The sequence below is a fragment of the Maribacter cobaltidurans genome, from assembly GCF_002269385.1.
GTDB classification, from domain to species: domain Bacteria; phylum Bacteroidota; class Bacteroidia; order Flavobacteriales; family Flavobacteriaceae; genus Maribacter; species Maribacter cobaltidurans.
This window is the reverse complement of the sequence record NZ_CP022957.1, coordinates 1,996,630-2,022,478: the sequence shown is the minus strand read 5'-3', so window position 1 is coordinate 2,022,478 and position 25,849 is coordinate 1,996,630. Positions and strand designations below refer to the sequence as shown.

The window sequence follows — 25,849 nt, the reverse complement described above, 5'->3', positions numbered from 1 at the left end:
AAGATTGTTTCAAAACTCAAACTAGTGGAGAAATGTATTTCACAAATTAAAAAATGTTAAAGGATTTAAAGCTCATTGAAAAATGTAGGGTGGTTTTTTTTGTTCTTTTTTTGGCCAAGACTAATAAATAACTTGCTCGGAAATGGTTCAAAAGGATGTGTCCTTTTAAATGGTAGACAAAAATTATAGCTTGAAACCGCCTAACTGAAAATTTATAACGCTTGAGCAAAAACGACACTATTTATATTAAAATAATCATGAACAAAAATCTATTAGCGGTCTTAATCTTTGTACTGGTTCTGGTAGTTTGCTTCTGGGCAATGCCGAACATGAAAATCGATACCATAGGAGACTTCTTTGAGAAGATCATAAAACCTGTATCAATACCCTTATCCGCTCTAATCGCCGTACGGCACGGGATTGTAAAATACATCGAAAGGAAGAATGGAAATAAAAAGGAACAAGATTATCTTTAAACCACTTTCTTTCAAATTTTTAAGTGAAAGACCGAAAAAGTGAGCCGTAACTAGATATTTTGTATGAATTTTACCCATTCACCACAAAAGCCCTAAACAACCATATCGTCAACATTCCCCAAAAGGTACTGGTAGCCATGCTTAAAATGGCCAATACTATGGCATGGGGCATCCATTTGAGATTATAAGCCGCCGTAACCGCAGGTGCCGTGGCAATACCTCCCACGTTGGCCATACTGGCGATAGGCACCCAGGCCATGTTTACGTTCAACAATTTGGCCACCAAGACCATAAAAATAAAATGGCCCAAAAGCCACACACATAAAAACCCGAAAAAAGGAAGATTAAAACCTAGTGTGGCGATTTGCAATTTCAATCCCAATACCGCCATCACCACGATAATCAAGATTCCCCCAGCCTTTAGGGCGAATCCAAAGTTCCATTTCGGTATAAAATTGCTCAACCCCAACCCTATAAAGGAAAGTAGCACCACTTTTACAATGAAGCTGTCAATAAGGTAATTGCTTACAACCACAATGATAAGTAGCACCAAGGCACACAGCCATGGTTTCCATTTGCTTCCTTTTTCCAAACGGATATCCTCTGGAATGGCAACATCCGATACCCGAAACCTTCTATTTAACCAATCACTTTTTTTAATGGTTTGGAACATGAGAATCGTCCAAACGTTCACCAAAATATTATCCATCACCAAAACGGTCAAAAAGATATTCTCCGGGCATTCCACTAATTCCTTCAATACGAGCTGACTCGTACTTCCCCCAATCCAACTGCCGACAATTGGCGGTATGCCCATCCAATAGTTTTCCGTTACCAAGGTTTTTGAAATCAAATCGGTGTCAGAAAAAAGTAGCATAAGGACTATAGGAAAAAGAGCAATAAAAAAGGAGCCTGCCAGAAAAACTAATATCGGCTTATAGCCTATGGGCTTCAACTGACCCAGGGATAAACTGCTCATCACGGCGATGATGGCCAAGGGAATAAAGTAATTCCTACTAAAGTCGTGAATATCGGCCTGTGAATAGTCTACCTTGAAGACATACGAAATAACGGCAGGAATAATGTAAGCGAGTAAAATGGCAGGAACCCAATCGAACAAGGATTTTATATGCCTATTTTCCCATCGGTCCAAAAAATAGACCACAATCACGGTAAACCCAGAAATGAACCATGGCGTTAACATGGTCCCAATTTAAGTTATTTATAGGTTTATATATTGATATTCAAATACAACATCACCCTGTTTTTCACCTCCACTTTACCATTATTTAAATCTTGGGCAATAGGCAACATACCGGAAACTCCCAAGGCAAACCTATTGTAATTGGCCTCGAGCCCCAGTCGGCCAAAGTAAACTTCCCCGCCCGTATCGTTAACCACCAAACCAAACTCCTTGTTCTTATCAAAATACTCCGCTCCAAGACCCAGTTGCGGGGTAAACGACCAAGTATCCGATAGGTAATAGGTCTTAAAACTATTGACGGCCAAGTTCCACTGATTCCCAAATAGGTATGAAACACTATTTTCGGTTTTTATGGTATAGTTTACAAGTGCGGAAATCCCACAATTTCTGTGGGTAAGCCCATAGTTAGCGGCTAAAATATAATCCCAGCTACCTGTTCCCAACTGAAAACTGGGATTGATGCTGCCTTCCAGGTTTTCTTCGTTAAAGCTACCTGTTGGAAGCTTCACTCCACCCCCCAACTGCAAAATATGTTTTGGTTTTATGGAAATGATGCTGTCCGGAGTAGGGGCTATAACTTGATAAAAGGCCAGTAAGGTAGCATCCCCAATTCCCTTGATTTCTTGCTCGGTATTGTCCGAAAATCTTCTATTGTGGGCATGGTAGGGAACCAAGGCATTGACCAAAAACCTATTCCCTATTGGAAATTTGCCCCAAACCTGAACGGTATTGAAGTTTTCGTTAATCCACGGTGAATTATCAAAAATCCCATCACGCGAACGATATTTTTGGCCAATATACCTAAGTCCTATAAAGTTGTTGTTCAATCCCGTTCCAAAACCCATGCTGCCGCCATTGCCACCGCAGCCGCAAGTATCACAAAAATCCTCAAACATTGTGCCCGTCCAAATACAGGATTCCGGGAGCAGCTTATCATCATTGGCATTTACAAATACAGTGGTTGCCAGGGACAAAACCAATAGTAGTCTCTTCTTCATAATCAATACTCTGAAAATCGTTTATCGTTGATAAAAGTGTCGTCTGTCAAGGTTTCCAAAAAAGCCAACAGCCCTTCCTTTTCGGTGTCGTCCAAAGGAATTCCAATTTTATCCTCAGACCTTAGACTATCGTCCAAAGTGGGGGAATCAATCATACCATTGGTGTAAAAATTCAACACCGATTCCAGACTGCCGAACCTACCGTCATGCATATAGGGAGCGGTAAGGGAAACATTCCTGAGACTTGGCACCTTAAATTTATAATTGTCCGCAACGCCACCACTGACCTCTGCCCTTCCTATATCGTTTAACGACGGGTTCGGCGGTAGTCCGTTGTTCCTGAAACTTCCGTCCGTAAACAAATCGGTAGCATGGCAAGAAGCACATTTCGCTTTAAAGACATTTAGACCTAACACCTCTTTTTCGGTAAACTGTACACCATCTTCCCCTCTTACGTATTTATCATATTTGGAGTTGGAAGAAACCATCATGACCATAAATTGGGACAATGCCTTTAAAAAATTCTCGGTGTTTACCCCGCCTTCCTCAAAGGCCGCATTAAATGCTTTTTGATATGCTTCATCGGCCTGTATTTTGCTTATAACATTGGTCATAGTTTCTCCCATTTCTACCTCGTTGGTTATCGGTATGATGGGAAAAAGGTCCAAGTTTGACGTGGCACCGTCCCAAGTAAATTCGTTCATAAAGGCCATATTGGAAATCGATGGCGTATTTCTTGTTCCCGTTAAGTCATCTATTCCGTGGCTAAACTGGTGTCCATGGTGGGTAAAGGCAAAACGCTGTTCATGGCAAAAGCCGCAGGAAATAAATCCATTAGCCGAAAGTTTGCCATCATAGAACAGTTTCTTTCCCAATTCAAAGCCGAATTTTGTCGGTGGATTGCTTTCCATATTATAGGCTATTTCCGGAAAATTCTCGGGAACAACCAGTTCCAATGGTTCGTTTTCCTCAAAGCTGTCATATTCATCATCATTTGAGCAGGACATTAAAACGCCCAGCATCAAAATGCTATATAAAAATTTCATTCTTACTTTTTTTAGTAAAGAAAATTGGGCTGCCGAAACAGCCCAATTTCATATTAGTGTGTATCTCCAGAACCGTTGTGAACATGATCTACGGTAAACATACCGGCCGTATTTACAGCTATTTTTGGAGATTTCTCCTCACTGACCATAATAACGGCTTGTTCGGAAAGGGAAATTTTATTGGCCCCGTCCAAAATTGCGTTTGCATCGGCAACCATGTGGATTATTGGGTTCATTTCGTCACTGACCAAAGCTTCAGTACCTAAGTTTAGGGTTACTTCCTTGTAATTGTCCAAACTGGAACCATGGCTTCCCATATGTATCTTGAAATTTGTAGGTTCGGTTACCGTTGGTGAGGTAAAAGTTCCTTCAAAGTTTAAGAACTTATAGCCCGCCTGCCAAGACCACATCATGTTGGTCTCCTCGGCTTTGGCCAGGAATGTCCCTTGACCATCGGCACCTTGGAGGTATTTCTCTTGGTCCACACCTATCCCAAACGTTACGGAGACATATCTGCCGGCGGGTACATTGGTCAAAGAGATTTCGGTCTCTCCCGTTTCCTCGCTTGTAATAAAATAACTGTCGTCCTTGGGGTACGTAAATGTTTCCCCCATATCATTGGTCAAGGTGAAATTGCTTACAATGTAATTGAGTCTTGAAATAGTCAAAACTTCATTTTGTGAATTCGTATAGGAGGAAGCCCCCAACAACAAATCATCAGACCCAAAGCTGTTGTCGAATGTTAGTTTAACGGTTCCTTCTCCACTCAGTTCTTCCATATTATCGTCATCGTTACAAGCCATGAATAGGCATAATGAAAAAACTGCAGGTAAAAGTTTATATAAAAATTTCATAATAGTTTAAATAATGGGCATACACTATTCTTTTAGTGTTGATACCCTTGTGAATTGAATACATTTATTAATCCCCAAATCGTATAATCGACAGGGATAGACGTACATAACATTACACTTTCACTATTAAATGAAAATGTACGTTGTAGCTAATTCTTATTTAAACTATAGTATTTGGTGGGTGGAAAATGGAAGCGTTGTGTTTACCTTGATAAAGGTTCTTCCAGGAAATAATAGTTTTTTTGGAATTTATATTTGTAACGAAGCCGTACTCAAGAATATCAACGAAACCGATTGGATACTCCCTTAAGTCTACCGAAGGAACATCTTGGTGTTGCTTTTCCTTCTGCTGTTCCTTGATCATTTTGGCCAAGTAACATTTTCCGTCACAATTGAGCATAGGTTTATCCTTGTTTATACAAAGGACTTCAGCTATATAATCTTGGTTGTAGAGATATTCCAATACAGGCATTACAGGTTTTACCATAGCCATAAGGTATAGGAAGGTAAAAAGTAATGATAGGCTTTTTCTCATTTCCAAAATTCGCCGCTAAGATATGTAGCTTCATGAATTTATCATAAATAATATGTACAATTAACTATTTAAAAAGGAGTTCTTTTCTAAGGTTCAAGTAGAAATTTATTTTTTACCCCCTACGACAATAACAATTTCTCCTTTGGGAGGTTTTTCAGAATAATGCCTTAAAACTTCCTCGGCGGTTCCGCGAACAGTTTCCTCGTACATTTTGGTAAGTTCCCGAGATACTGAAACAGGCCTATCCCCTCCAAAATATTCTACAAAATGGGCAAGGGTCTTTAATAACTTGTGCGGGGATTCGTAAAAAATCAGGGTTCTTGTTTCTTCCGCCAAAAGGGTCAAGCGGGTCTGCCTTCCTTTTTTAACCGGTAAAAAACCTTCAAAAACGAATTTATCATTGGGCAGGCCACTATTCACCAATGCAGGGACAAAAGCCGTTGCACCCGGAAGACATTCTACTTCAACACCTGCTTCCACGCAGGCGCGGGTCAACAAAAATCCGGGATCGGAAATGGCGGGCGTACCCGCATCGGAAATCAAGGCGATGGACGCATCGCCCTGTAATCGGTTAACGATCGCTGTCACCGTTTTGTGTTCATTGTGCATGTGGTGACTCTGCATGGGAGTAGAAACCCCAAGATGTTGTAAAAGCTTTCCACTGGTACGTGTATCCTCGACCAATATTAAATCGACCTCCTTTAGCAGACGAATGGCCCTTAACGTAATATCCTCCAAGTTGCCAATGGGAGTTGGCACAATGTAAAGTTTCCCCATAGACCCAAAATTAAAGACCCAACACCAAGTGTTGGGCCCTTTCAATAAATATTTTCAGTATTTAAGAAAATCTACGTTCCAACAGTTCCATGAAACGCATTTCATACTCTTCCTTTCCTTCCCAGTTATTATAATCGGGTTTTACCATATTCTTTATGAAGGAAACCGATCGTTCATGAGTATCAATTGTACTCAATTGGGATAAAACTCTATTATAATCCTCGGCACTTCCATTGAACAAATGTTTTATAAACCCTAGCTTATTGTTTAAATCTACCTTTAATTCTTTTGTTACAAGTCTATCGTTAAGTGATTTAGGAGTTTCAGGTTTTTTAACGCCGATTGGAGGCATGAACAAATCCTTGTCATTTTTCATTAATTCAGGATTGGACATAAATTCTGTAAGAACCTCTTCTAAATTATCTGAATTGGGCATTTCTGAAACCATGTCCTTTATGGTATCCATTCCTGGAGTCATGATATCCTCCTCATGTGGATTACTTTCCGGAACCGATGTATTGGCACTCATTACGGCCTTGGCCATCTTTTCGAATTTTTCCGCAATCACGTTTTTGGAAACATCTACCTGAATGTCGTTCAACTCCTCATCTATAAACTTGAGCACCGCGATTTTTTCATATAACTTTTTAGCAGCCTCGTACAGGTCCGTAATGTCATTAATCTTCCTGGAAGTAATGATATCCGTGGACATTTTTATTAATTCCGCCTTTAGTTTTTCCTTCATAACATCAAATTAGTTTATTCTGCTCTAATTCCGCACCTTTTTTTAATAACTTTAAGATTCTATGGATAAGAACGGAAAAACCTATTATTTTCGTTTAAAAATACAAAATGTTTCTCGAAAATACCGTTAACCACAAGGAACAGTTCGGCTGGATCGAAGTCATAGCCGGCTCCATGTTTTCGGGAAAAACCGAGGAATTGATACGTAGATTGAAAAGGGCCCAGTTCGCCAAACTTAAGGTAGAGATATTTAAACCCATGGTAGATACCCGGTATGATGATGACATGGTGGTTTCCCATGACGCCAACGAAATCCGTTCTACTCCTGTACCTGCCGCAGCTAACATTCGAATCTTAGCGGACACCTGCGATGTCATTGGTATAGACGAAGCACAATTTTTCGATGACGAAATCGTTACTGTTTGTAATGATCTGGCCAATAAAGGAGTTCGGGTAATTGTAGCAGGGTTGGACATGGACTTTAAGGGAAATCCTTTTGGTCCCATGCCCGCACTAATGGCTACAGCGGAATATGTAACCAAGGTACACGCCATTTGTACCCGAACGGGAAATCTGGCCAATTATAGTTTTAGAAAATCCAACAATGATAAATTGGTAATGCTAGGCGAAACCAACGAATATGAACCCCTAAGTAGAGGTGCCTTTTACAAGGCTCTGTTAAAACAAAAGGTAAAGGGCATGGAGGTAGATGTGGAGGAAATCAAATATCCTAATAAGAAATCCAATGCCTGAGGCGCAGGAAACCGTACTGGAAATAGACTTGAAGTCGTTAGAGCACAATTACAAGTACTTACGTTCTAAACTTAAGGGGGAAACTAAATTTCTTTCAGTGGTAAAAGCCGCTGCCTATGGTAGCGCGCCAGATATAGTAGCACTGAAATTGCAGGAATTGGGAACCGACTATTTTGCGGTGGCCTATGTAAAGGAAGGAGTGGCACTTAGACATGCCGGTATCACCAAACCCATATTGGTTCTGCACCCGCAGGCCGTTAATTTTGAAACACTCATAGAACATTATTTAGAACCAAGTATTTATTCTTTTCGTATCTTAAATCAATTCTTGGCTGTTCTTCAGGAAAAAGCAATAGATGATTACCCCATACACATTAAGTTTAATACAGGTCTAAATAGAATAGGTTTTGGAGAAAAAGACTTGACCGAAATAATTTCAATAATACAAGGGGAAAGTTCTTTATCTGTGGTTTCGGTATTTTCCCATCTGGCCGCGACCGAAGATAAAAACGAAGAAAAATTCACCCGAAATCAAATTACCCTTTTTGAAAAATTAAGTTCGGCATTCTGCACTAGCTTAAACCTAAACCCCCTTAGACATATATTGAACACTTCCGGTATTCTAAATTATGCCGATGCCCAGTACGATATGGTTCGTAGCGGTATTGGGTTGTACGGGTATGGAAACGACTCTCGAGTAGATGAACAACTAAAGCCCATAGCCACCTTGAAGACCGTCATATCCCAATTACATCAACTATCCGAAAATGAAAGTGTTGGCTATAATAGAGCCTTTATCACACAAAAAAACAGGGTCACTGCTACCCTTCCCGTAGGTCACGCCGATGGTATTGGAAGGCAATACGGAAAAGGAAAGACGTTTGTTATGATTAACGGTCAATTGGCACCTATCATTGGGAATGTCTGTATGGATATGATTATGGTAGACGTAACTGAAATTCCCTGTAAGGAAGGCGATGAAGTGATACTATTTGGACCGCAGCTGTCCGCACACAAAGTCGCCAAAACAGCGAACACCATATCCTATGAGTTGATTACAGGAATCTCACAGCGCGTTAAAAGAATATACCTTCCTTAGAATCCTGTCATTAACATATTCTTAAGAAAACATTTTTTTCTTACATTGCGGGTATATTAACCATTTTTAAAACACTAAATCATGCTTAAGGAATTTAAGAACTTTATTATGACCGGAAATGTCATTGACCTGGCAGTTGCGGTAATCCTTGCCGGAGCAGTTGGCCTGGTAGTCAATGGATTTGTATCTGACATTATGATGCCTATCGTAGGTCATTTTGCCGGTGGTCTGGACTTTGCCGATATGAAAATTGTATTGGATGAAGCCGTTGTTGGTGCAGATGGAGAAGTGACCAAACCAGAAAACGCCATCATGTATGGTAAATGGGTCAATGCCATCATTAACCTGATTACCGTTGGTTTTGTATTGTTCATGATCGTTAAGGCCTACAACAAAACGAAAAAGAAGGAAGAACCCGCGCCAGAAGCACCAAAAGGTCCAACTACAGAGGAACTTCTTATGGAAATAAGGGATGCCTTGAAAAAATAACTATCCTTTTTAGGATAGACCGCTGCACCGCAGTTTAATCTTTAACCGCCAATCTTGTATCGCTATCAAGGTTGGCGGTCTTTTTTTTGACTCTTGAACAATATATAGAATGTGATATTTGAAACTTTTTGTTATATTTTGATTATTTATGTTTTTTTCTATGGTTGACTTCCCACTTATATCTATTTTTGTGCCCTCAATATAAATTAATACAAAACATATGAAAGTAGCTGTAGTTGGTGCCACAGGAATGGTAGGTGAGGTAATGTTGAAAGTATTGGCAGAACGCAATTTTCCTATTAGTGAACTATTGTTGGTCGCATCAGAACGTTCCGTAGGTAAAAAAATCACTTATAAAGGTGAGGAACATACTGTAATTGGATTAGCGGAAGCCGTTGCCGCAAAACCGGACATAGCTATTTTCTCTGCTGGTGGAGATACTTCATTGGAATGGGCCCCGAAATTTGCGGAAACCGGGACCACCGTAATCGACAATTCATCTGCTTGGCGTATGGACCCCGATAAAAAGCTTGTGGTGCCGGAAATCAATGCAGATTCCATAACCTCAAAGGACAAAATTATAGCTAACCCCAATTGCTCTACCATTCAATTGGTTATGGCCCTTGCCCCGCTTCACAAAAAATATCAAATGAAAAGGGTGATTGTTTCCACTTATCAATCTGTTTCGGGCACAGGGGTGAAAGCAGTTCAGCAATTGGAAAATGAAATAGCGGGGGTTACTGGTGAAATGGCCTATCCTTATCCCATCGGTCGGAACGCCCTACCTCATTGTGATGTATTTCTAGAAAATGGATACACGAAAGAGGAAATGAAACTGGCCCGAGAGCCTCAAAAGATATTGGATGACCGTACCTTTTCTGTGAGTGCGACTGCAGTACGAATTCCAACGGCTGGCGGACATTCGGAATCTGTTAATGTAGAGTTCCATAATGATTTTGACCTTAATGAGGTACGACAAATTCTAAATGACACCCCTGGGGTAACCGTTCAGGACAATCCTGATACCAATACTTACCCGATGCCCATATACGCCCATGACAAGGATGAAGTCTTTGTTGGAAGAATACGAAGGGACGAGACCAATCGCAATACCTTAAATATGTGGATCGTAGCGGATAACCTTAGAAAAGGAGCGGCTACCAATGCGGTCCAAATTGCAGAATATTTGGTAGAGAAAGGCCTTGTTTAAACCACAACATGATAATGTTAAAACCTTCAAAACGACCATGTTTTGGAGGTTTTTTTATGGTATTTTTAGGCCGACTAATTCAAAAAACCATGAAAAAACTAATTTACCTTTCCTGTGCTACTATAGCGCTGATTGCGTGTAAAACAGAAACGAAAAAAGAACCTATTGTTGTGAACTATCCAGAGACCGCTAAAGTTGATACCGTAGACATCTATTTTGGAACCGAAGTGAAAGACCCATATCGCTGGTTGGAAGATGACCGTAGTCTGGAGACCGAGGCTTGGGTTAAAAAGCAGAACGAGACCACTTTCGGTTATTTGGAAAATATACCGTACAGAAACGACATCAAGAATCGTTTGGAAAAATTATGGAATTACGAAAAAGTAAGTGCCCCTTTCAAAGAGGGTAACTATACCTATTTTTATAAAAATAATGGTCTCCAGAACCAATATGTGGTCTATAGGAAAAAAAATGATGGGGACGCAGAAGTCTTCTTGGACCCCAATACATTCTCGGAAGACGGCACAACCTCTTTGGCGGGTTTGGAATTTACCAAGGACGGATCCATGGCCGCCTACCTCATTTCCGAAGGGGGTAGCGATTGGCGCAAGGCCATCGTAATGAATACGGAAAATAGGGAAATTGTTGAGGATACTTTAGTCGATATTAAGTTCAGTGGAATTTCTTGGAAGGGCAACGAAGGATTCTATTATTCCAGCTATGATAAACCTGAAGGCAGTGAACTTTCTGCCAAAACGGACCAACATAAAGTTTATTATCACAAATTGGGAACGCCCCAATCACAGGACGAATTGATTTTTGGTGACATTCCTTTGGAAAAACATAGATATGTGGGTGCCGGTGTTACGGAGGATGAAAAGTATCTCATTATTTCCGCATCGGTTTCCACCTCAGGCAACAAGCTATTTATCAAGGACTTGGAAGACCCTAATGGACTATTAATTCCGATTGTGGAAGATACGGAATCGGATAATTCCATTATTGAAAACGTGGGTTCCAAACTCTACATCGTCACCAATAGGGATGCACCAAACCAAAAGATAGTTACGGTAGATGCCAAAAACCCGTCCATAGAGAATTGGGTGGATTTTATACCGGAAACGGAAAATGTTCTAAGCCCAAATACCGGAGGCGGTTACTTCTTTGCCGAATATATGGTAGATGCCATCTCCAAGGTTTTGCAGTACGATTATGATGGAAACCTCGTGCGGGAGGTAAAACTTCCCGGAGTGGGAAGTGCTAGTGGGTTTGGAGGTAAAAAAGATGAAAAGGAATTCTATTTTTCCTTTACCAATTATAACACTCCCGGGTCTTCCTACAAATACAATGTGGAAACCGGGGAATATGAGCTGTATTGGAAACCGGACATCGATTTTAATCCCGATGATTATGAATCCAAACAGGTCTTCTATCCTTCAAAGGACGGCACCAAAATCCCTATGATCATTACCTATAAAAAAGGGGTTGAACTAAATGGAAAAAATCCTACCATCTTATACGGTTATGGCGGTTTTAACATCAGCCTTACCCCTTCCTTCAGTATCGTAAACGCTGTTTGGATGGAACAAGGGGGTGTCTATGCCGTTCCCAACCTTAGGGGTGGTGGCGAATATGGAAAAAAGTGGCACGATTCGGGCATCAAGACCAAAAAACAAAATGTGTTTGACGACTTTATCGCCGCAGCGGAATATTTAATTGAGAATAAATATACTTCCAAGGAATACTTGGCCATTCGTGGCGGTTCCAACGGAGGATTGTTGGTAGGGGCCACCATGACCCAAAGACCCGATTTGATGCAGGTAGCCTTGCCTGCGGTCGGAGTAATGGATATGCTACGCTACCATACCTTTACGGCCGGTGCAGGGTGGGCCTACGATTATGGTACGGCTGAGGACGACGAGGAAATGTTCAACTATCTAAAGGGATATTCCCCAGTACATAATGTAAAGGAAGGAACAGCCTATCCCGCTACTTTGGTCACAACGGGTGACCATGATGACCGTGTAGTCCCTGCACACAGCTTTAAGTTCGCGGCGGAGTTGCAGGAGAAACAAGCTGGAGATAATCCGACCCTAATCCGAATCGAGACCAATGCAGGTCACGGTGCCGGAACGCCCGTGAGCAAGACCATTGAACAATATGCGGATATTTTTGGGTTCACTCTCTATAATATGGGCTTTGAAGAGCTACCCAATCAATCCGTACTTAAGGAATTTAAGGATTAAACGATTTGTATCATCAATAAAATTTCAGAAAATCCGTTCTTCATAAGGGACGGATTTTTTATAATTCCGTTGTAGAGCACTTTTTTATGCTTAGAATAGAAAATGTTTCCTTTGGCTACCATAAGGCTTCCGTTTTGGAGGACATCAACCTTCGTATTCAACGTAGGGAACATGTAGCCATTATTGGGGAAAGCGGTTGTGGCAAAAGTACCTTACTGAAGATAATATACGGTTTGATGGATTTGAAGCAAGGGGAAATTTTCTGGGAAGACGAACCCGTTTTGGGTCCTGCCTACAATTTGGTTCCCGGGCCTCCGTTTATGAAATACCTTTCCCAAGATTTTGATTTGATGCCATTTATCACCGTGGCAGAGAACATCAGCCAATACCTGTCCGTTTTTTATCCCCAAGAGCTTAAGGAGCGTACCTCAGAACTTTTGGACATGATCGGGCTTACGGAATTTGCCAATAGAAAGGTAAATACCCTTAGTGGAGGCCAACAACAACGTGTGGCTCTGGCAAGGGTATTGGCCCAAAAGCCGGAAATTCTTCTGTTGGATGAACCTTTTAGCCACATCGACAATTTTTTAAAAAACAGGTTAAGACGAAACATCTTTAAATACCTCAAGGAAAACGGTATCACCTGCATTGTTGCCACGCATGACTATCAGGATGTCCTGCCCTTTGCCGATAGGCTTGTGGTGCTCAAGGACAAAAAGGTTCTGGCCAAGGGAAGTCCCATGGAGATTTATAAAAATCCGAAAAGCCTCTATGTCGCCTCGCTCTTTGGGGAGGCCAATTCCATCTCCATTGATATTCTAAAATCCTACGCCAACACCAAACGAAAAATCATCGTTTATGCCCATGAATTTAGGGTTTCGGAAAACTCTGGTATTCCAGTAAACGTGAAAGAGACCTATCCCATGGGAGCCTATTATTTGATACAGGGAGATACGGATGAGGGCGAAACTTTGTTCTTTCATTCCCCAAAAGAACTAAAACTCGATAAAAAGGTCTTCCTAAATGTGTCGTTGGAAACCATCAATCAGAGATTGCAGCAGGGGCCTTCAGTATAGCCGAAAATTAGAACACTTCATCTAATATTCAAAAAAAGTGTGGGCGTTAATGAACTAAACCCTAGTTCCTTACGTTAAGGGTTAAATTTTAATTTTTATACCCATGAAAAGATTTCACCTTATCCTGACCATTGTTGTTTTTTCCCTATTGTTGATTCCTGTTTTTATCAAATAATCGAATAGCCTTGGATATCTTACCTTTGTTCAAAAGCAATTTTTGAACAAAGAGGTAATTTTAAGGGAACTTCAATTCAAGGCCATACGAAGTAGTGGCCCCGGCGGGCAGCATGCCAATAAGGTTTCCTCTAAGGTAGAATTGACTTTTGATTTGAACGATTCGGAAGGGCTTTCAGATACCGAAAAAGAACGCCTTTTAAGAAGGCTGGATTCCAAACTTTCCAAGGAAGGGAACATTCTCTTGCAATGTGATGAATCCCGAAGTCAGCACAAGAACAAGGATTTGGTCATAGAGCGATTCTTCGGATTGTTGGAAGTCGCCTTGACCGTGCGAAAGAAAAGAAAGGCCACCAAGCCTTCTAAATCGGCTACTGAAAAACGATTGAAAGGCAAGAAGATTGCATCGCTCAAAAAAGCTAATCGGTCCAAACCGGAATTCTAGAAAAGCGGTTTTCTCCCTTATAAGGAGCGATTTCTTTGGATGTTAAGCAAACAGCGTATACAACACAAAAACAGCCAACGCCCCGGTAAAACCAAGTATCCCGCTTCCCAAGCTGAATAATCGATAGCCATTTTTCACGTTCATACCGCTCATCTGGGTAACCACCCAAAAAAAGCTGTCGTTCGCATGGGAGACCACGGCAGATCCCGCTCCAATAACGATTACCACCAATGCTTTTTGTATTTCCGTTTCAAATCCCAGGGACGTCATCATGGGAAAAATGATGGAAGCGGAAGTCACCAACGCTACGGTAGAGGATCCTTGTGCCGATTTTATGGCAGCGGCAATGACAAAAGGAAGAAAAATACCCAAATTATAACCGCTGAGTAAATCACCCAAGGTTTCTGCAATACCCGAATTTTGAAGAATTTTACCAAAAATACCGCCAGCACCGGTAATCAGGATGATGGAAGCCGCGTCCATAATGGCTTTTCCGATCCATCCGGAGGAAGAAACCATATCATACTCCAGCTTTTTAGGCAACAACAGACATAAAAACACACCAATCAATAAAGCAATAACCGGCTCTCCGACAAAATTCAGGAAATCCACGAATCCATTGTCAATACCTGTCCGCTCCGGGTTGAGTATAGAACGTAAGACAATGAGCAAAATAGGAATAATGATGGGAATGGAAGATTTTAGGGCACTTGGCTGTTCCTTGTAAATTCTCTCGGAATCCGAACCACCGATCAACTCGGGTTCAATATACGTTTTGGAGGCATACTTCGAGGCAAAAACGAGCCCCGCAATCAAGGCAATTATACTTACCGGAAAGCCAAAGGCAATGACCAAGCCCAAATCGGCCCCAAGAATACCTGCCGCAGCTATAGGTCCCGGAGTTGGGGGCACCATAGTGTGGGACGCCATAAGACCCAATCCCAAGGCAATGGCAGGACCTGCAATGGAAATCTTTGCTTTTTTGGACAAGCTTTTGGACAATGGATGCAATAAGAGAAATCCACTATCTGCAAAAACGGGAATGGAAACAATATAGCCCAACACTCCCATAGCGGTAATGATCCGTTTCTTGCCGATAAACTTCAAGACCTTTTCCGCAATGGCAAAGGCCCCTCCGGTATTTTCCAAAAAGGCACCAATAATCACACCCAGAACGATAATCAGTCCGATTTTTCCCAACGTACCACCAAAACCGTCGTTTATAGATGTAATAATATCTCCATAGGACATTCCGGAAAATAGACCGTAGGCCAAGGAAACGATTAACAGGGCCATAAAGGCATGGACCTTCAAACGGGTGGTGAGAAAAATGATAGCCACAATGGCCAGAAGCAAGTAAATTAGTACCATATCAGTGTAAATCGCGTTCTACCTTGGACCCTGAGCCTCCGACCAAAAAGTCCAGATCGGCCCCTTGATCGGCCTGTTCTACGTGGTCAATATACATTTTTACATATCCCCTATCTGCAACAGGTTTTGGCGGAATCCAGGCTTTCTTTCGTTTGTCCAGCTCGGCCGGATCAATATCCAAATGCAAGGTTCTTTGGTTTACGTCCAGTTCTATCCAATCCCCGTTTTGCACTAGGGCCAGCGTTCCTCCCACCGTTGATTCCGGGGAAACGTGAAGTACAACGGTTCCGGCTGCGGTACCGCTCATACGGCCATCGGAAATACGGACCATATCCGTAATGCCTTTCGCCAGCAATTTTTTCGGTAAATCCACATTACCAACTTCCGGCATGCCGGGATAACCTTTGGGCCCTACCCCTTTTAAAACAATGACGCTGTTCTCGTCGATATCCAAATTGGGGTCGTCTATCCGTTCGTGATAATCTTCCATTGTTTCAAAAACAACAGCCTTACCCCGATGTTTCATCAGTTTAGGCGAAGCTGCCGAAGGTTTGATTACCGCCCCGTTTTCACACAAATTGCCCTTGAGGACAGCGATACCCGATTTGTCCTGAAAAGGTTTTTCAAGCTTCGCAATGACATCCGTATCATAACAAACTGCATCGGTATAATTAGCTGTCAAAGCCTTTCCGTTGATAGTTATGGTTTCCTTATGTAACAGTGGCGTCAATTCCTTCATCACCACGGGAAGACCTCCCGCATAATAGAAATCCTCCATCAAATATTTCCCTGAAGGTTTCATATTTACCAATAAAGGAATCTTACTTCCAATGGTATCAAAATCCTCCAATTTTAAATCGACCCCGATTCTACGAGCTATGGCGGTGAGGTGAATAATTAGGTTGGTAGAACCTCCCACAGCCGCATTGACGATGATGGCGTTTTCAAAGGCATTGCGGGTCAAGACTTTTGACATGGTCAAATCCTCTTTCACCATCTCCACAATCCTACGCCCGGAAAGTTGGGCATACATTTTCTTTCTGGAATCCGCCGCTGGAATAGAGGAATACCCCGGAAGGGTCAAGCCCAAGGCTTCGGTCATGGTGGCCATCGTCGATGCCGTTCCCATCGTGTTACAGTGACCTATACTCCGTGCCACACAGACTTCGGCTTCGCGAATATCGGCAGCGGAATATCCTTGGTTTTCCTGCCGTTCCTTGATCATCCAGTTCATGGATCCGGAACCTACCTTTTCTCCCCTGAAACGCCCGCTCAACATCGGTCCGCCAGGCACTACAAGCGTGGGAAGGTCCACACTACAGGCGCCCATAATGGTGGACGGGGTGGTTTTGTCACAACCCGTAAGCAACACAATACCGTCCAACGGATTGGCCCTGATGGATTCTTCGGTATCCATGCTCGCCAGGTTTCGAAACAACATGGTCGTGGGCTTCATAATGGTTTCCCCCAAGGACATAACGGGAAACTCCATAGGAACTCCTCCCGCTTCTAAAATGCCTTTTTTGACCACTTCGGCGAAATCCCGAAGGTGTCCATTACATGGAGTTAATTCCGACCAGGTATTGCAAATACCGATGACGGGCCTACCCTCAAAATAATCATCGGGATATCCTTGGTTTCTCAACCAAGAACGGTGTACAAAACCCATTTTACCATCATCCCCGAACCATTCTGAACTCCGTAGCTTTTTCTTTTTATCCATAGGAAAGTAGCAACAAACATTAATTTGGCGTCAAGATAGTCAAAAAATCCACGATTTTTTTAGGATATCGATAAAACGGAAAAAGTGTTTCCGTTAAATAAAAACGTCTCCCCAACAGTTTTTCCCAATAACAATTTGCCGATGGGTGTCGCCGGGGAAATACAGTAAATAGGAATGCCTTCGTATGTAATTGCCCCTGCCGAAATAGCTATATAGTAGTATTGATTTGCCGTTTCGATCAAGGCCCCCATACCCCCGATAGCATTCTGGGAATCTGGCTGTACCCTATGGAGCAGTTCCTGCATTTTTTCACATTCGGCCAATTGATTGCCCAGTTTTTCCCGTTCCAACTGAACCATGGCCCTACCCGTTTCATGCTTGTCCCCGGCACTGCTTTTGGTCTCCGAAGTCAAGGATTCCTGAACTTCCTGAATTTGCTTGGATATTCTGGACAGGCGATTGGATACAAATTCCTTGCAGTGTTCGTAGGCCCGTTTTTTAATTTCCTGATGCTTCTTCAACGTGATATAAATCGGCTAATTTGTAGATCAGGAAGTTAATCATTTGGTCCGAACCTTTGCCTTCCTGCATCATTTCTTGGACAGCCTCCCTATTCTCCCTTTTAAAATAATCCAGGTCACCGGATCGGTCGTCACTGAAGATATTCCAGGACCGCAACCCGCTCAGCATGGCCCTGTGTGCCTGAAACTTACGTTCAACCTCCTCCCGTTGCTTCTTTGAAAAATTTTCGGGGTTGTTCTGTATCTGTTTATATTCGGCAGTAATACGGGTGTCCAATTTCTCTGCTTCGGTAATGATTTTAAAGTAGGCCCTTGAAACGAGGGATTGGTATTGGCTCTCGAAAGCCATTTCGTAATTTGTGGTAGATTCGTCCAAGACTTCCTCGTCATCCAAACTGGCATATAGCCCCACGGGCACCTCAACATCCTTGCCTTTTAGCGATTCCATCCAGGCTTGGGATTGTATCATCTCCCGCCAAATTTCATTATACCTACGCTGATATTTGGTCTGGTTCACCGCACAGGACGAAAACAGACAAGCAAAAATTAATGCAATAAGGAAGCTTCTTCCCATATAACGGAGTTCTCTTTTAAACATAAAAAAGCAAAAAGGTAGGAAGACATTATAAAGGCTTGGGGCACTTTATTCCCGGAAACGGGAACATGCAATATAGGAAGAAAATAGCATCTGCAATAGGGTGAGGGATAAGAGGGATTAAAAATAGTTGTACGGCATATTTCTTCTAAAACAGCCCCCCTAATTGCCTTCCTACAGAGGTTCCAATGGCGATGCCCATACCGCCCAGACGGACGCCGCAGGCTACGTTTTCCGAAAGGTGTTTGATAATAGGCCGCTTTTGGCGTCCAACGCCCATGATACCACTCCATCCGTTATCGATTTCAACATCTTGATCGGGTAAAATGACGGTTTGCAATAGCTCCTTTAATTTGTGTTGCACTATGGCAGTAGAACCGAATTCCGTGGTTTCCTCCGTGTTAAAATCCAAATTTCTACCCCCACCAAAGAGGATTCGGTCATCGATATTTCGGAAGTAATAATACCCTTCATCCAAATGAAAGGTTCCCTTTATTTTTAGTCCGGGAATGGGTTTTGTGATGATGACCTGGGCACGGGCAGGTTTTACCTCCTCGTTCAATAATTGTTGCGTAAAGCCATTCGTGGCGACTAAAAGTTTCTTGGTTTTAAACTCAAAATCGGTACACTTCACCAAAACCGAAGTGCCAAAATCCTCCATTTGGGTGACCTCTGTGGCATTCAAGATTTGAATCCCCGATTTTTGTGCTTTCTGCAGCAGCGACCGCATCATCTTTCCGGTATCGATTTGCCCCTCAAAACGATGGGTGATGTAGCTGTCCTGTATGCCCTTAAACCCAAATTTATTCTCAGTCAACTGAAAAGGAGCCTCCTTAAACACAGGTTTCAGCAATTGATTGGCAGCATCGATTCCATCCACACAGGTTTCATAAAGGGCCCTGTCCTTCTCCAAAAACACCTCATGCCCTCCATAGTTGTAATACCCAATATTGTCATCGCCCAAGAGTTCCCGAAGGGACTGGATACCCAAATAGCGCTGTTCCACCAAACCTAGCAATTCGGCCTCGGTATGGGTTTTTAAATCTGATAAAATTTCGGAGATACTTCCAAAACAGGCAAAACCGGCATTTTTGGTGCTAGCGCCTTGGGGCAACACCCCCCGCTCCGCAATCAGGATATTCGCCTTGGGATGTTTTTCCCGAAGTCGTAACGCACAGGTGAGTCCCACGATCCCGCTTCCGATGATGGTGAAATCCACATCGGTAAACCAAGATTTTCGTTCCCAATAGCTTAGGTTCATTTAGTTATTTCGTATTTATAAAACTCGGCTAATAATTATTAAGTGTCACCTCTTGTCTTTCGGCTTCGCTCAAGATAAACAAAAGTCGAGAGGTCAATAGTCATAGTATATTTAAGATAAGGTCTCGCATCTCGACTGCGCTCGATATGACAGCTCGACCAGACATTCAAAAGTATATAAAATCGCTTAGGATTATTGGTGTAACTGTTTTTGGATCCAAGTTAAAATGGTGTCCAGTGCTTCTGGGGCAAAGGTTTGGGATATCTGCCCGTATTCGACTGGGGAACCTGTGGTACTTTCCTGAAAGAGGTGGTTCAACTTTGGAAGTTCCTTGATGGTAACTTGGGTGTTCCCGCCACGCTCCAAAGCTTCTTGGATGGCGGTCAGGTTTTCTTTAGGAGGCACCTGCAGGTCCTTTTCACCGTTGATGGCCAATACCGGACATGCTACCTCTTCTAGGGCTATCGCCGGGTCATACCGGATCAGATGCAACCACCAAGGGTTCAATAACTGATCTACTTTTAACTGGGCATAGGTGTCCGCATCCACCCCAGGCGGCTTGGTTGTGTCCGGATGTTCTTTAAGGTATTGGGTAAGGTCCGAACTCAGTTGCGCGATGTTCGTGGATTCCTTGATCATGGAAAAAACGGCCTTGTTGGCCAGTTCAATATCCATCAATAGGTTCTCGCTGAGGCCCGAAACTTTGCCCACTGCCCGTTGCTGCAGCAACAGCAGTTCGTCCCCGGGAATTCCCGAGCCGGCCATCAACACGATAAAGGCGATATCCTTATCCCGGCTCGCCACCATGGGGGCTATGATTCCTCCTTCGCTGTGACCGATGAGGCCGATGTGATTGGCATCTATTTCTTTTCTGGTTTGTAAATAAGCCACGGCGGCTTCCACATCTTCCGCAAAATCCTCACTGGTGGCCGATTCAAAATTTCCTTTGGACAGGGCCGTGCCGCGATCGTCATAGCGAAGTACGGCAATGCCGTTTCGGGTCAGGTGATCCGCCAAGACCAAAAAAGGCCTATGCCCAAACAATTCCTCGTCCCGGTTCTGGGGTCCGCTCCCACTGATCAGGACCACTACGGGGAAAACACCTTCCTGTTGTGGCAGGCTTAAGGTCCCTGCCAACTCCACATTGGCTTTTTTGTTGGTAAAGGTGACTTCCTCTGTATAATAGGGATATGGTTTTACAGGTTCTTGAGGCCGTAGTACGCTTTCCTTTTCTGGGACTTCCCGGCTCAATTCCAAGGGAAGGATCTGCCCATATTGGTTAAAATCTCCTGTGATGGTACCTGCTTCGTTTAAAGTGCCCTTATACACAATCCCCAAATTGGGCATCCCTATTTTTAAAACCGAATTTTCAAAAGAAGTGGACGTTGCCGGAATACCCTTGGCTCCTTGATCCGGACTATCCATAGTAGCAGTATAGCCTTCACTTTCTTCCTGAATATGAAACACCACCCGCAATTGCATGCTCTGAACTTTTAGCATACCGTGCCAGTCGCCGGTGATGTCTTGGGCGGTAAGCGTAACAGCAAAAAGGAATAGGATTAGAACTATAGGGCGGCTTTTCATAAGTGAATGGGATTCTTATTTAAAGGTACTAGATTAGAGTAATTTAGTTAAGATTTTATTATTTCAATTAACTATACATTTGCTAGCGTCCCATACTTTTTAAACATTTGATTTAGTAATTTCTTTTAAAGTTTTGATTTTACACCCTCCTGATCGAATGTCAATGAGTTCCTTTAGTTGACAATTCCTATCTTAATGTTAATTCCGTCAAAATTTTCTTTATATCCAAATGGGTTGCTCCTTGAACCGACTTTGAGTTAAACTCAACCAAATCAATCCAGTCCATAATTTTTTTCTTTTCCGTTGTTCTCATATCCCAATATTCCTTCAATTCGAGAGCAGATGTGTTTATTAAAACCTCCAATACAGAATCTATGTTATCAAAAAGCTTTATAAAAACTCTTGGAATATCTCTATATGTTTTGTCTTTAATCAAATAGTTACCTTTACCACCTGCTGTAAACAGGTCTCTTACATTTGGACAAACAATAGATTCTCTTGTTACAAGCCAAATTGATAGTCGAGCGAATTTGTCACTACGATTACTAAAAACTTCTGGAAAGTAAACCATTGCTCTATTTTTAGTATGTTGTTTTTCATTCGAGCTTAAGTTGTTCCAAATATCAATTACAAGTTTACTCGCTTTTTCTGTATCTTGAATCCACCATAAATCTTGTCCTGGTTTTAGTTTGCTTTTGTAATATTCGGTGATTGGTTTAATCGGATTTTTCTTTTTACGAAGCGTATCATAAGGTGTTTTGATTTTGTCAAAAATCGTTTTGCCTTTTTCCAAGTTCATATCGATTAAATATCGTGGTGAATGAGTTACCACAACTTCCGACAAACATTCTTCGTATGCTCTACACTTAAATTCTATCGGTTTGCCTAGTTTGCCAAATAACATAAAGATTCTCTCAACATCTTCAACTCTTGTTGATTCCATTACGCTATTTCCCGTTGTTTTCCAATGATTTTGAGTTGTGGTTTTAACCTCAATACCATAGAATTTTTTAGCGACAATATCTGGAAACTTTTGTCCACCAATTAATTCGATTGAATTTTCAAAAGGTGTTCCAATTGCTAACTCGCTCATTACATCTCTTGCGTAAGGTTCAAGCTTGTTGCCTTTTAGTTTTTCTATTGTAGCTGGTGATTTCTTTGCGTGTTTGTTTAACTCATCGATTGTAGAATTTAACAACACATTGAATTCACTTTTGTGCGGTTCAGGGTTTACAGATACTACCATTATTTCTTAAAATATAAATCCCAAACTTCTTCAATCCTTGTCGCCAAATTGTAGGCGAGAAGTGGCGGAACTGCATTTCCAATTACTTTGTAAGCCTTTGATGGACTAACTAAATAAGAACCTTTTCTTCCCTGCTTGTTTGGTATTACAAATTCATAATCAGGAGGAAATGTTTGTATTAATGCACATTCTCTTGGTGTCAATCGTCTTTCTTTGAGTCCTTTAGAAAGTTCTTCGGAAATAACTCCGCCATTTTTTTTAGACAATCTTCTAAACTCAATATTTCCGTGATGTTCTGCTCTTATGGTTGGTCCAATTCCATCTGGTTTTATTTCGGTTTGTCCTTGGCAATGTTTCCCCATAAATTTTGCCTTTGAGTAGAACATTTGAGACAAATCTTTTGATTTTTCAGGTTCTTCTAAATTTGCAAAAAGTTCTTTTAAGTCAACGTGTCTTTTTAAATCTTCGCCATCTGTTGTATATGCGTGAGTTGGTTTTGGATACGGATTGTATTTATCAGAAATCTCATCTTGCTGTAATTGTTCGAGAGCTGATTTCTTGAGTGCAGATTTTTTAATACCTATAAAGAAAACCCTTTCTCTTGATTGTGGCACACCATAATCAGCTGAATGTAAAACACGAGGATTTAATACTAAATATCCATTATCGCCAATACTCGAAAAATCACTTTGAATGATGTCTTTAACGTTTGAAAGATTGACTAAACCCTTTACGTTTTCAGCAACAAATATTTTAGGTTGTGTGATTTCTATTACTTGTTTCATCCACATATAGAGTTTTCCACGAGTTTCTTCTGTTGCACAAGTTTTTGTGTTAAGTTCTCCTTTGTGGTTTTTGTGAGAGTTGAAACCTTTTCTTTTTCCTGCTACGCTAAAGTCTTGGCAGGGAAACCCACCTGTTACAATGTCTATATTTTTTGGAAAAACATTTGTACCACTTTGATGCAGTTTCACTAAATCCACGATACTGTCCGTTTGAAAATCCTCTGCGTTGTGTCCTCTTTTAGCAAAGTGATGCACCCAAGCGTTTCTTGCGTCTTTGAGAATATCATTTGCAAAAACGGTTTTAAACCGTGTTTTTTTAAGCTCGACAAAGTTATTATCAAGTTCCTTTTCGATAAAGTTTGGTTTTAAAATTTCATTTACGGAAGATTTTAATACTGAAAATTGTCCCTCAAATCCCAAATCCATTCCTCCACAACCCGAAAAAAGTGATAACATATTTAGAGTGGATTTATCCTTTCCATCCTTATTTTTCTTTTTTGGATAAAATTTAACAGCTAATTGAGGCTCCTCAACCACATTTGTATTTTCTATATCTTTTGTAAATGTTCGCATATTTAGTTCTGGACTGGTTGTGATTTTAAATATTTGATTTTCTTTTCCGCAACTTTTAGAGCTTTGCTGGCACAGTCTTCATCTGCTATTTCGTATGCAATTTTGTCACTGATATATTGAACTAAAAGCTCATCTTTATCGAGTTTTAAAATTTCAGCTAGTTTTTCTAACATTTCTTTAGTAGGTTTTCGTTCGTTTCGCTCAATTTTGCTCAAAATGGCTTGGTCAATATCGACATAAGCAGAGACTTGTCTTAATAGCAGTCCAAGCTCTTGTCTTTTATTTCGTAAAATTTGTCCGATTGTTTCCATTTGAAGATTTTAACTTGACAATAAGTGTCAAATATAATCTGTCAAATTTCGGCAAGCAAATAATTTCATTAAGTTTATTATTTGTAAGTTTTTGATTTTGCTTTGCGGAAATTTATTTATCGTTGTTGCTTCCAAGCCAAAGGCATTTCGGCTTCCTTCAGCTATCCCTCGTCTCCCCTTCGACTTTCCCTCGGCTGCGCTCGGGACAAGCTACTCAGGGAACACGCTCGGGCAAGCTTCTCGGGACAGGGTACTCAAGGCAAGCTTCTATTAGACCTTTTTTGTCGTTTCGACTCCGCTCAACGTCCAAAAGGTTCAAAAAAAAACTCCAACATTGCTGTTGGAGTTTTTCTTATTTTAATTTTCCTTTGGGGGATCCATCTTAAAATCGTTCATAAAGGCGGTGGTATAGTTCCCCGCCAAATAATCTGGATGGTCCATCAACTGTCTGTGGAAGGGTATCGTGGTCTTTATGCCCTCGATCACAAATTCGTCCAAGGCCCTTTTCATCTTATTGATTGCTTCTTCCCGCGTCTGTGCCGTGGTAATCAGCTTGGCAATCATGGAATCATAGTTGGGCGGTATGCTGTAGCCGCTATATACGTGAGTATCCATACGAACACCATGCCCACCTGGGGTATGCAAGGTCGTAATTTTCCCTGGGGAAGGCCTAAAATTGTTATAGGGGTCTTCCGCATTAATCCTACACTCAATGGAGTGTAACTTTGGGATATAGTTCTTACCGGAAATAGGTACCCCGGCCGCTACCAAAATCTGCTCACGAATCAAATCGTAATCGATTACCTGTTCCGTTATGGGGTGCTCTACCTGGATACGGGTGTTCATCTCCATGAAGTAGAATTTTCTGTGTTTGTCCACCAAAAACTCTACCGTACCGGCACCTTCGTATTTTATGTATTCCGCTGCCTTTACGGCCGCTTTTCCCATCTCGTCACGGAGTTTGTCCGTCATAAAAGGGGATGGGGTTTCCTCCGTTAATTTTTGATGGCGACGCTGTACGGAACAGTCACGCTCGGACAGGTGACAGGCTTTTCCGTATTGGTCACCCACCACTTGGATTTCAATATGCCTGGGCTCCTCGATGAGTTTTTCCATATACATACCTCCATTGCCAAAGGCTGCCGTGGCCTCTTTTACCGCACTTTCAAAGTGGGCCTGCATTTCATCCTCGCTCCAAACGGCCCGCATTCCTTTACCACCACCACCGGCAGTAGCCTTGATCATAACGGGATAGCCCATTTTCTTGGCGGTCTTCTTGGCATCGGCCAAATCCTTCAACAAGCCTTCAGATCCGGGCACACAGGGAACCCCCGCTGCCTTCATGGTCGCCTTGGCCGTGGCCTTGTCGCCCATTCGGTCTATCTGCTCCGCGGATGCTCCAATGAACTTAATATCGTGCTCCGCACATATCTTGGAGAACTTGGAGTTTTCCGAAAGGAAACCATATCCCGGGTGAATGGCGTCCGCATTGGTGATTTCGGCCGCCGCAATGATGTTAGGTATCTTTAAATAGGACTCGCTACTGGGTGCGGGACCTATACAAACGGCCTCGTCGGCAAAACGGACGTGAAGACTTTCCTCATCGGCCTTACTATAGACCGCTACCGTTTTAATTCCCATTTCCTTGCAGGTACGGATAACGCGCAAAGCAATCTCGCCCCTATTTGCAATCAATATTTTTTTAAACATAACAGTTTCGAATTCCAAACGTCAAATTCCAAATTCCAAAAAG

At 42.0% G+C, this 25,849-nt stretch carries 25 protein-coding genes; 8 read left to right on the top strand and 17 right to left on the bottom strand.

Features of this window, described 5'->3' with window-relative positions; all coding sequences use genetic code 11:
• The first annotated feature begins 257 nt into the window (after positions 1–257).
• A complete protein-coding gene (locus CJ263_RS08810; protein ID WP_094996928.1) occupies positions 258–476 on the top strand; it encodes a hypothetical protein in 219 nt (72 codons plus the stop codon).
• A gap of 70 nt (positions 477–546) precedes the next feature.
• On the opposite strand, the gene CJ263_RS08805 is transcribed toward CJ263_RS08810, so the two are convergent.
• The 7 genes from CJ263_RS08805 to CJ263_RS08775 all read right to left on the bottom strand — a co-directional run bounded on the left by CJ263_RS08805 (position 547) and on the right by CJ263_RS08775 (position 6,635).
• Positions 547–1,680 (bottom strand): DUF819 family protein, encoded by a 1,134-nt coding sequence (locus CJ263_RS08805; RefSeq protein ID WP_094996927.1) that lies wholly within the window; start codon positions 1,678–1,680, stop codon positions 547–549.
• Positions 1,681–1,706: 26 nt separating this feature from the next.
• Positions 1,707–2,678, bottom strand: a complete 972-nt coding sequence (locus CJ263_RS08800) for a transporter (protein ID WP_094996926.1) — start codon at positions 2,676–2,678, stop codon at positions 1,707–1,709.
• Between the two features lie 2 nt (positions 2,679–2,680).
• Complete coding sequence (locus tag CJ263_RS08795; protein WP_094996925.1) at positions 2,681–3,724, bottom strand: cytochrome-c peroxidase; 1,044 nt, start codon at positions 3,722–3,724, stop codon at positions 2,681–2,683.
• Positions 3,725–3,777: 53 nt separating this feature from the next.
• Positions 3,778–4,578, bottom strand: coding sequence for an MbnP family protein (locus tag CJ263_RS08790; protein ID WP_094996924.1), 801 nt, complete (start codon positions 4,576–4,578; stop codon positions 3,778–3,780).
• Between the two features lie 160 nt (positions 4,579–4,738).
• Complete coding sequence (locus CJ263_RS08785) at positions 4,739–5,113, bottom strand: hypothetical protein (protein ID WP_094996923.1); 375 nt, start codon at positions 5,111–5,113, stop codon at positions 4,739–4,741.
• Between the two features lie 105 nt (positions 5,114–5,218).
• Positions 5,219–5,890, bottom strand: a complete 672-nt coding sequence (rsmI, locus tag CJ263_RS08780) for a 16S rRNA (cytidine(1402)-2'-O)-methyltransferase (protein WP_094996922.1) — start codon at positions 5,888–5,890, stop codon at positions 5,219–5,221.
• Positions 5,891–5,951: 61 nt separating this feature from the next.
• Positions 5,952–6,635, bottom strand: coding sequence for a hypothetical protein (locus tag CJ263_RS08775; protein WP_094996921.1), 684 nt, complete (start codon positions 6,633–6,635; stop codon positions 5,952–5,954).
• Positions 6,636–6,742: 107 nt separating this feature from the next.
• Between CJ263_RS08775 and CJ263_RS08770 the strand changes: the two genes are divergently transcribed.
• The 7 genes from CJ263_RS08770 to arfB all read left to right on the top strand — a co-directional run bounded on the left by CJ263_RS08770 (position 6,743) and on the right by arfB (position 14,126).
• Positions 6,743–7,387 (top strand): thymidine kinase, encoded by a 645-nt coding sequence (locus tag CJ263_RS08770; RefSeq protein WP_094996920.1) that lies wholly within the window; start codon positions 6,743–6,745, stop codon positions 7,385–7,387.
• Positions 7,380–8,486, top strand: a complete 1,107-nt coding sequence (gene alr, locus CJ263_RS08765; RefSeq protein WP_094996919.1) for an alanine racemase — start codon at positions 7,380–7,382, stop codon at positions 8,484–8,486. The genes CJ263_RS08770 and alr overlap by 8 nt, the downstream gene beginning before the upstream one ends.
• A gap of 81 nt (positions 8,487–8,567) precedes the next feature.
• The gene (gene mscL, locus CJ263_RS08760; protein WP_094996918.1) at positions 8,568–8,975 is read left to right on the top strand and encodes a large conductance mechanosensitive channel protein MscL; all 408 of its coding nucleotides are present in this window, start codon (positions 8,568–8,570) and stop codon (positions 8,973–8,975) included.
• A 220-nt stretch (positions 8,976–9,195) separates the two neighbouring features.
• On the top strand, positions 9,196–10,185 hold the full coding sequence (locus CJ263_RS08755; protein ID WP_094996917.1) for an aspartate-semialdehyde dehydrogenase: 990 nt from the start codon (positions 9,196–9,198) through the stop codon (positions 10,183–10,185).
• A gap of 89 nt (positions 10,186–10,274) precedes the next feature.
• Complete coding sequence (locus CJ263_RS08750) at positions 10,275–12,431, top strand: prolyl oligopeptidase family serine peptidase (protein ID WP_094999177.1); 2,157 nt, start codon at positions 10,275–10,277, stop codon at positions 12,429–12,431.
• A gap of 86 nt (positions 12,432–12,517) precedes the next feature.
• Positions 12,518–13,507: an ABC transporter ATP-binding protein gene (locus CJ263_RS08745; protein WP_094996916.1), complete on the top strand. Its 990-nt coding sequence runs from the start codon at positions 12,518–12,520 to the stop codon at positions 13,505–13,507.
• A 217-nt stretch (positions 13,508–13,724) separates the two neighbouring features.
• Positions 13,725–14,126, top strand: a complete 402-nt coding sequence (arfB, locus tag CJ263_RS08740; protein ID WP_094996915.1) for an alternative ribosome rescue aminoacyl-tRNA hydrolase ArfB — start codon at positions 13,725–13,727, stop codon at positions 14,124–14,126.
• A 42-nt stretch (positions 14,127–14,168) separates the two neighbouring features.
• On the opposite strand, the gene CJ263_RS08735 is transcribed toward arfB, so the two are convergent.
• The 10 genes from CJ263_RS08735 to accC form a co-directional block, all read right to left on the bottom strand.
• A complete protein-coding gene (locus CJ263_RS08735) occupies positions 14,169–15,497 on the bottom strand; it encodes a GntP family permease (RefSeq protein ID WP_094996914.1) in 1,329 nt (442 codons plus the stop codon).
• A 1-nt stretch (position 15,498) separates the two neighbouring features.
• Positions 15,499–17,220: an IlvD/Edd family dehydratase gene (locus tag CJ263_RS08730; protein WP_094996913.1), complete on the bottom strand. Its 1,722-nt coding sequence runs from the start codon at positions 17,218–17,220 to the stop codon at positions 15,499–15,501.
• A 59-nt stretch (positions 17,221–17,279) separates the two neighbouring features.
• Positions 17,280–17,741, bottom strand: a complete 462-nt coding sequence (locus tag CJ263_RS08725) for a GreA/GreB family elongation factor (protein ID WP_229702396.1) — start codon at positions 17,739–17,741, stop codon at positions 17,280–17,282.
• Entirely contained in the window at positions 17,719–18,315 is a 597-nt protein-coding gene (locus CJ263_RS08720; protein ID WP_094996912.1) for a hypothetical protein, read from the bottom strand. Before CJ263_RS08720 ends, CJ263_RS08725 begins: the two co-directional genes overlap by 23 nt.
• Before the next feature lie 169 nt (positions 18,316–18,484).
• On the bottom strand, positions 18,485–19,597 hold the full coding sequence (locus CJ263_RS08715; protein ID WP_094996911.1) for an NAD(P)/FAD-dependent oxidoreductase: 1,113 nt from the start codon (positions 19,595–19,597) through the stop codon (positions 18,485–18,487).
• A gap of 192 nt (positions 19,598–19,789) precedes the next feature.
• Positions 19,790–21,181 carry an alpha/beta hydrolase family protein gene (locus tag CJ263_RS08710; protein WP_094996910.1) on the bottom strand — a complete coding sequence of 464 codons (1,392 nt, stop codon included), beginning with the start codon at positions 21,179–21,181 and terminating at the stop codon, positions 19,790–19,792.
• A 187-nt stretch (positions 21,182–21,368) separates the two neighbouring features.
• Positions 21,369–22,427 carry a hypothetical protein gene (locus CJ263_RS08705; RefSeq protein ID WP_229702395.1) on the bottom strand — a complete coding sequence of 353 codons (1,059 nt, stop codon included), beginning with the start codon at positions 22,425–22,427 and terminating at the stop codon, positions 21,369–21,371.
• Entirely contained in the window at positions 22,427–23,785 is a 1,359-nt protein-coding gene (locus CJ263_RS08700) for a DNA cytosine methyltransferase (RefSeq protein WP_094996909.1), read from the bottom strand. Before CJ263_RS08700 ends, CJ263_RS08705 begins: the two co-directional genes overlap by 1 nt.
• 2 nt (positions 23,786–23,787) lie before the next feature.
• Positions 23,788–24,096, bottom strand: a complete 309-nt coding sequence (locus tag CJ263_RS08695) for a helix-turn-helix domain-containing protein (RefSeq protein ID WP_094996908.1) — start codon at positions 24,094–24,096, stop codon at positions 23,788–23,790.
• A 357-nt stretch (positions 24,097–24,453) separates the two neighbouring features.
• Complete coding sequence (accC, locus tag CJ263_RS08690; protein WP_094996907.1) at positions 24,454–25,806, bottom strand: acetyl-CoA carboxylase biotin carboxylase subunit; 1,353 nt, start codon at positions 25,804–25,806, stop codon at positions 24,454–24,456.
• Positions 25,807–25,849 lie beyond the last annotated feature (43 nt).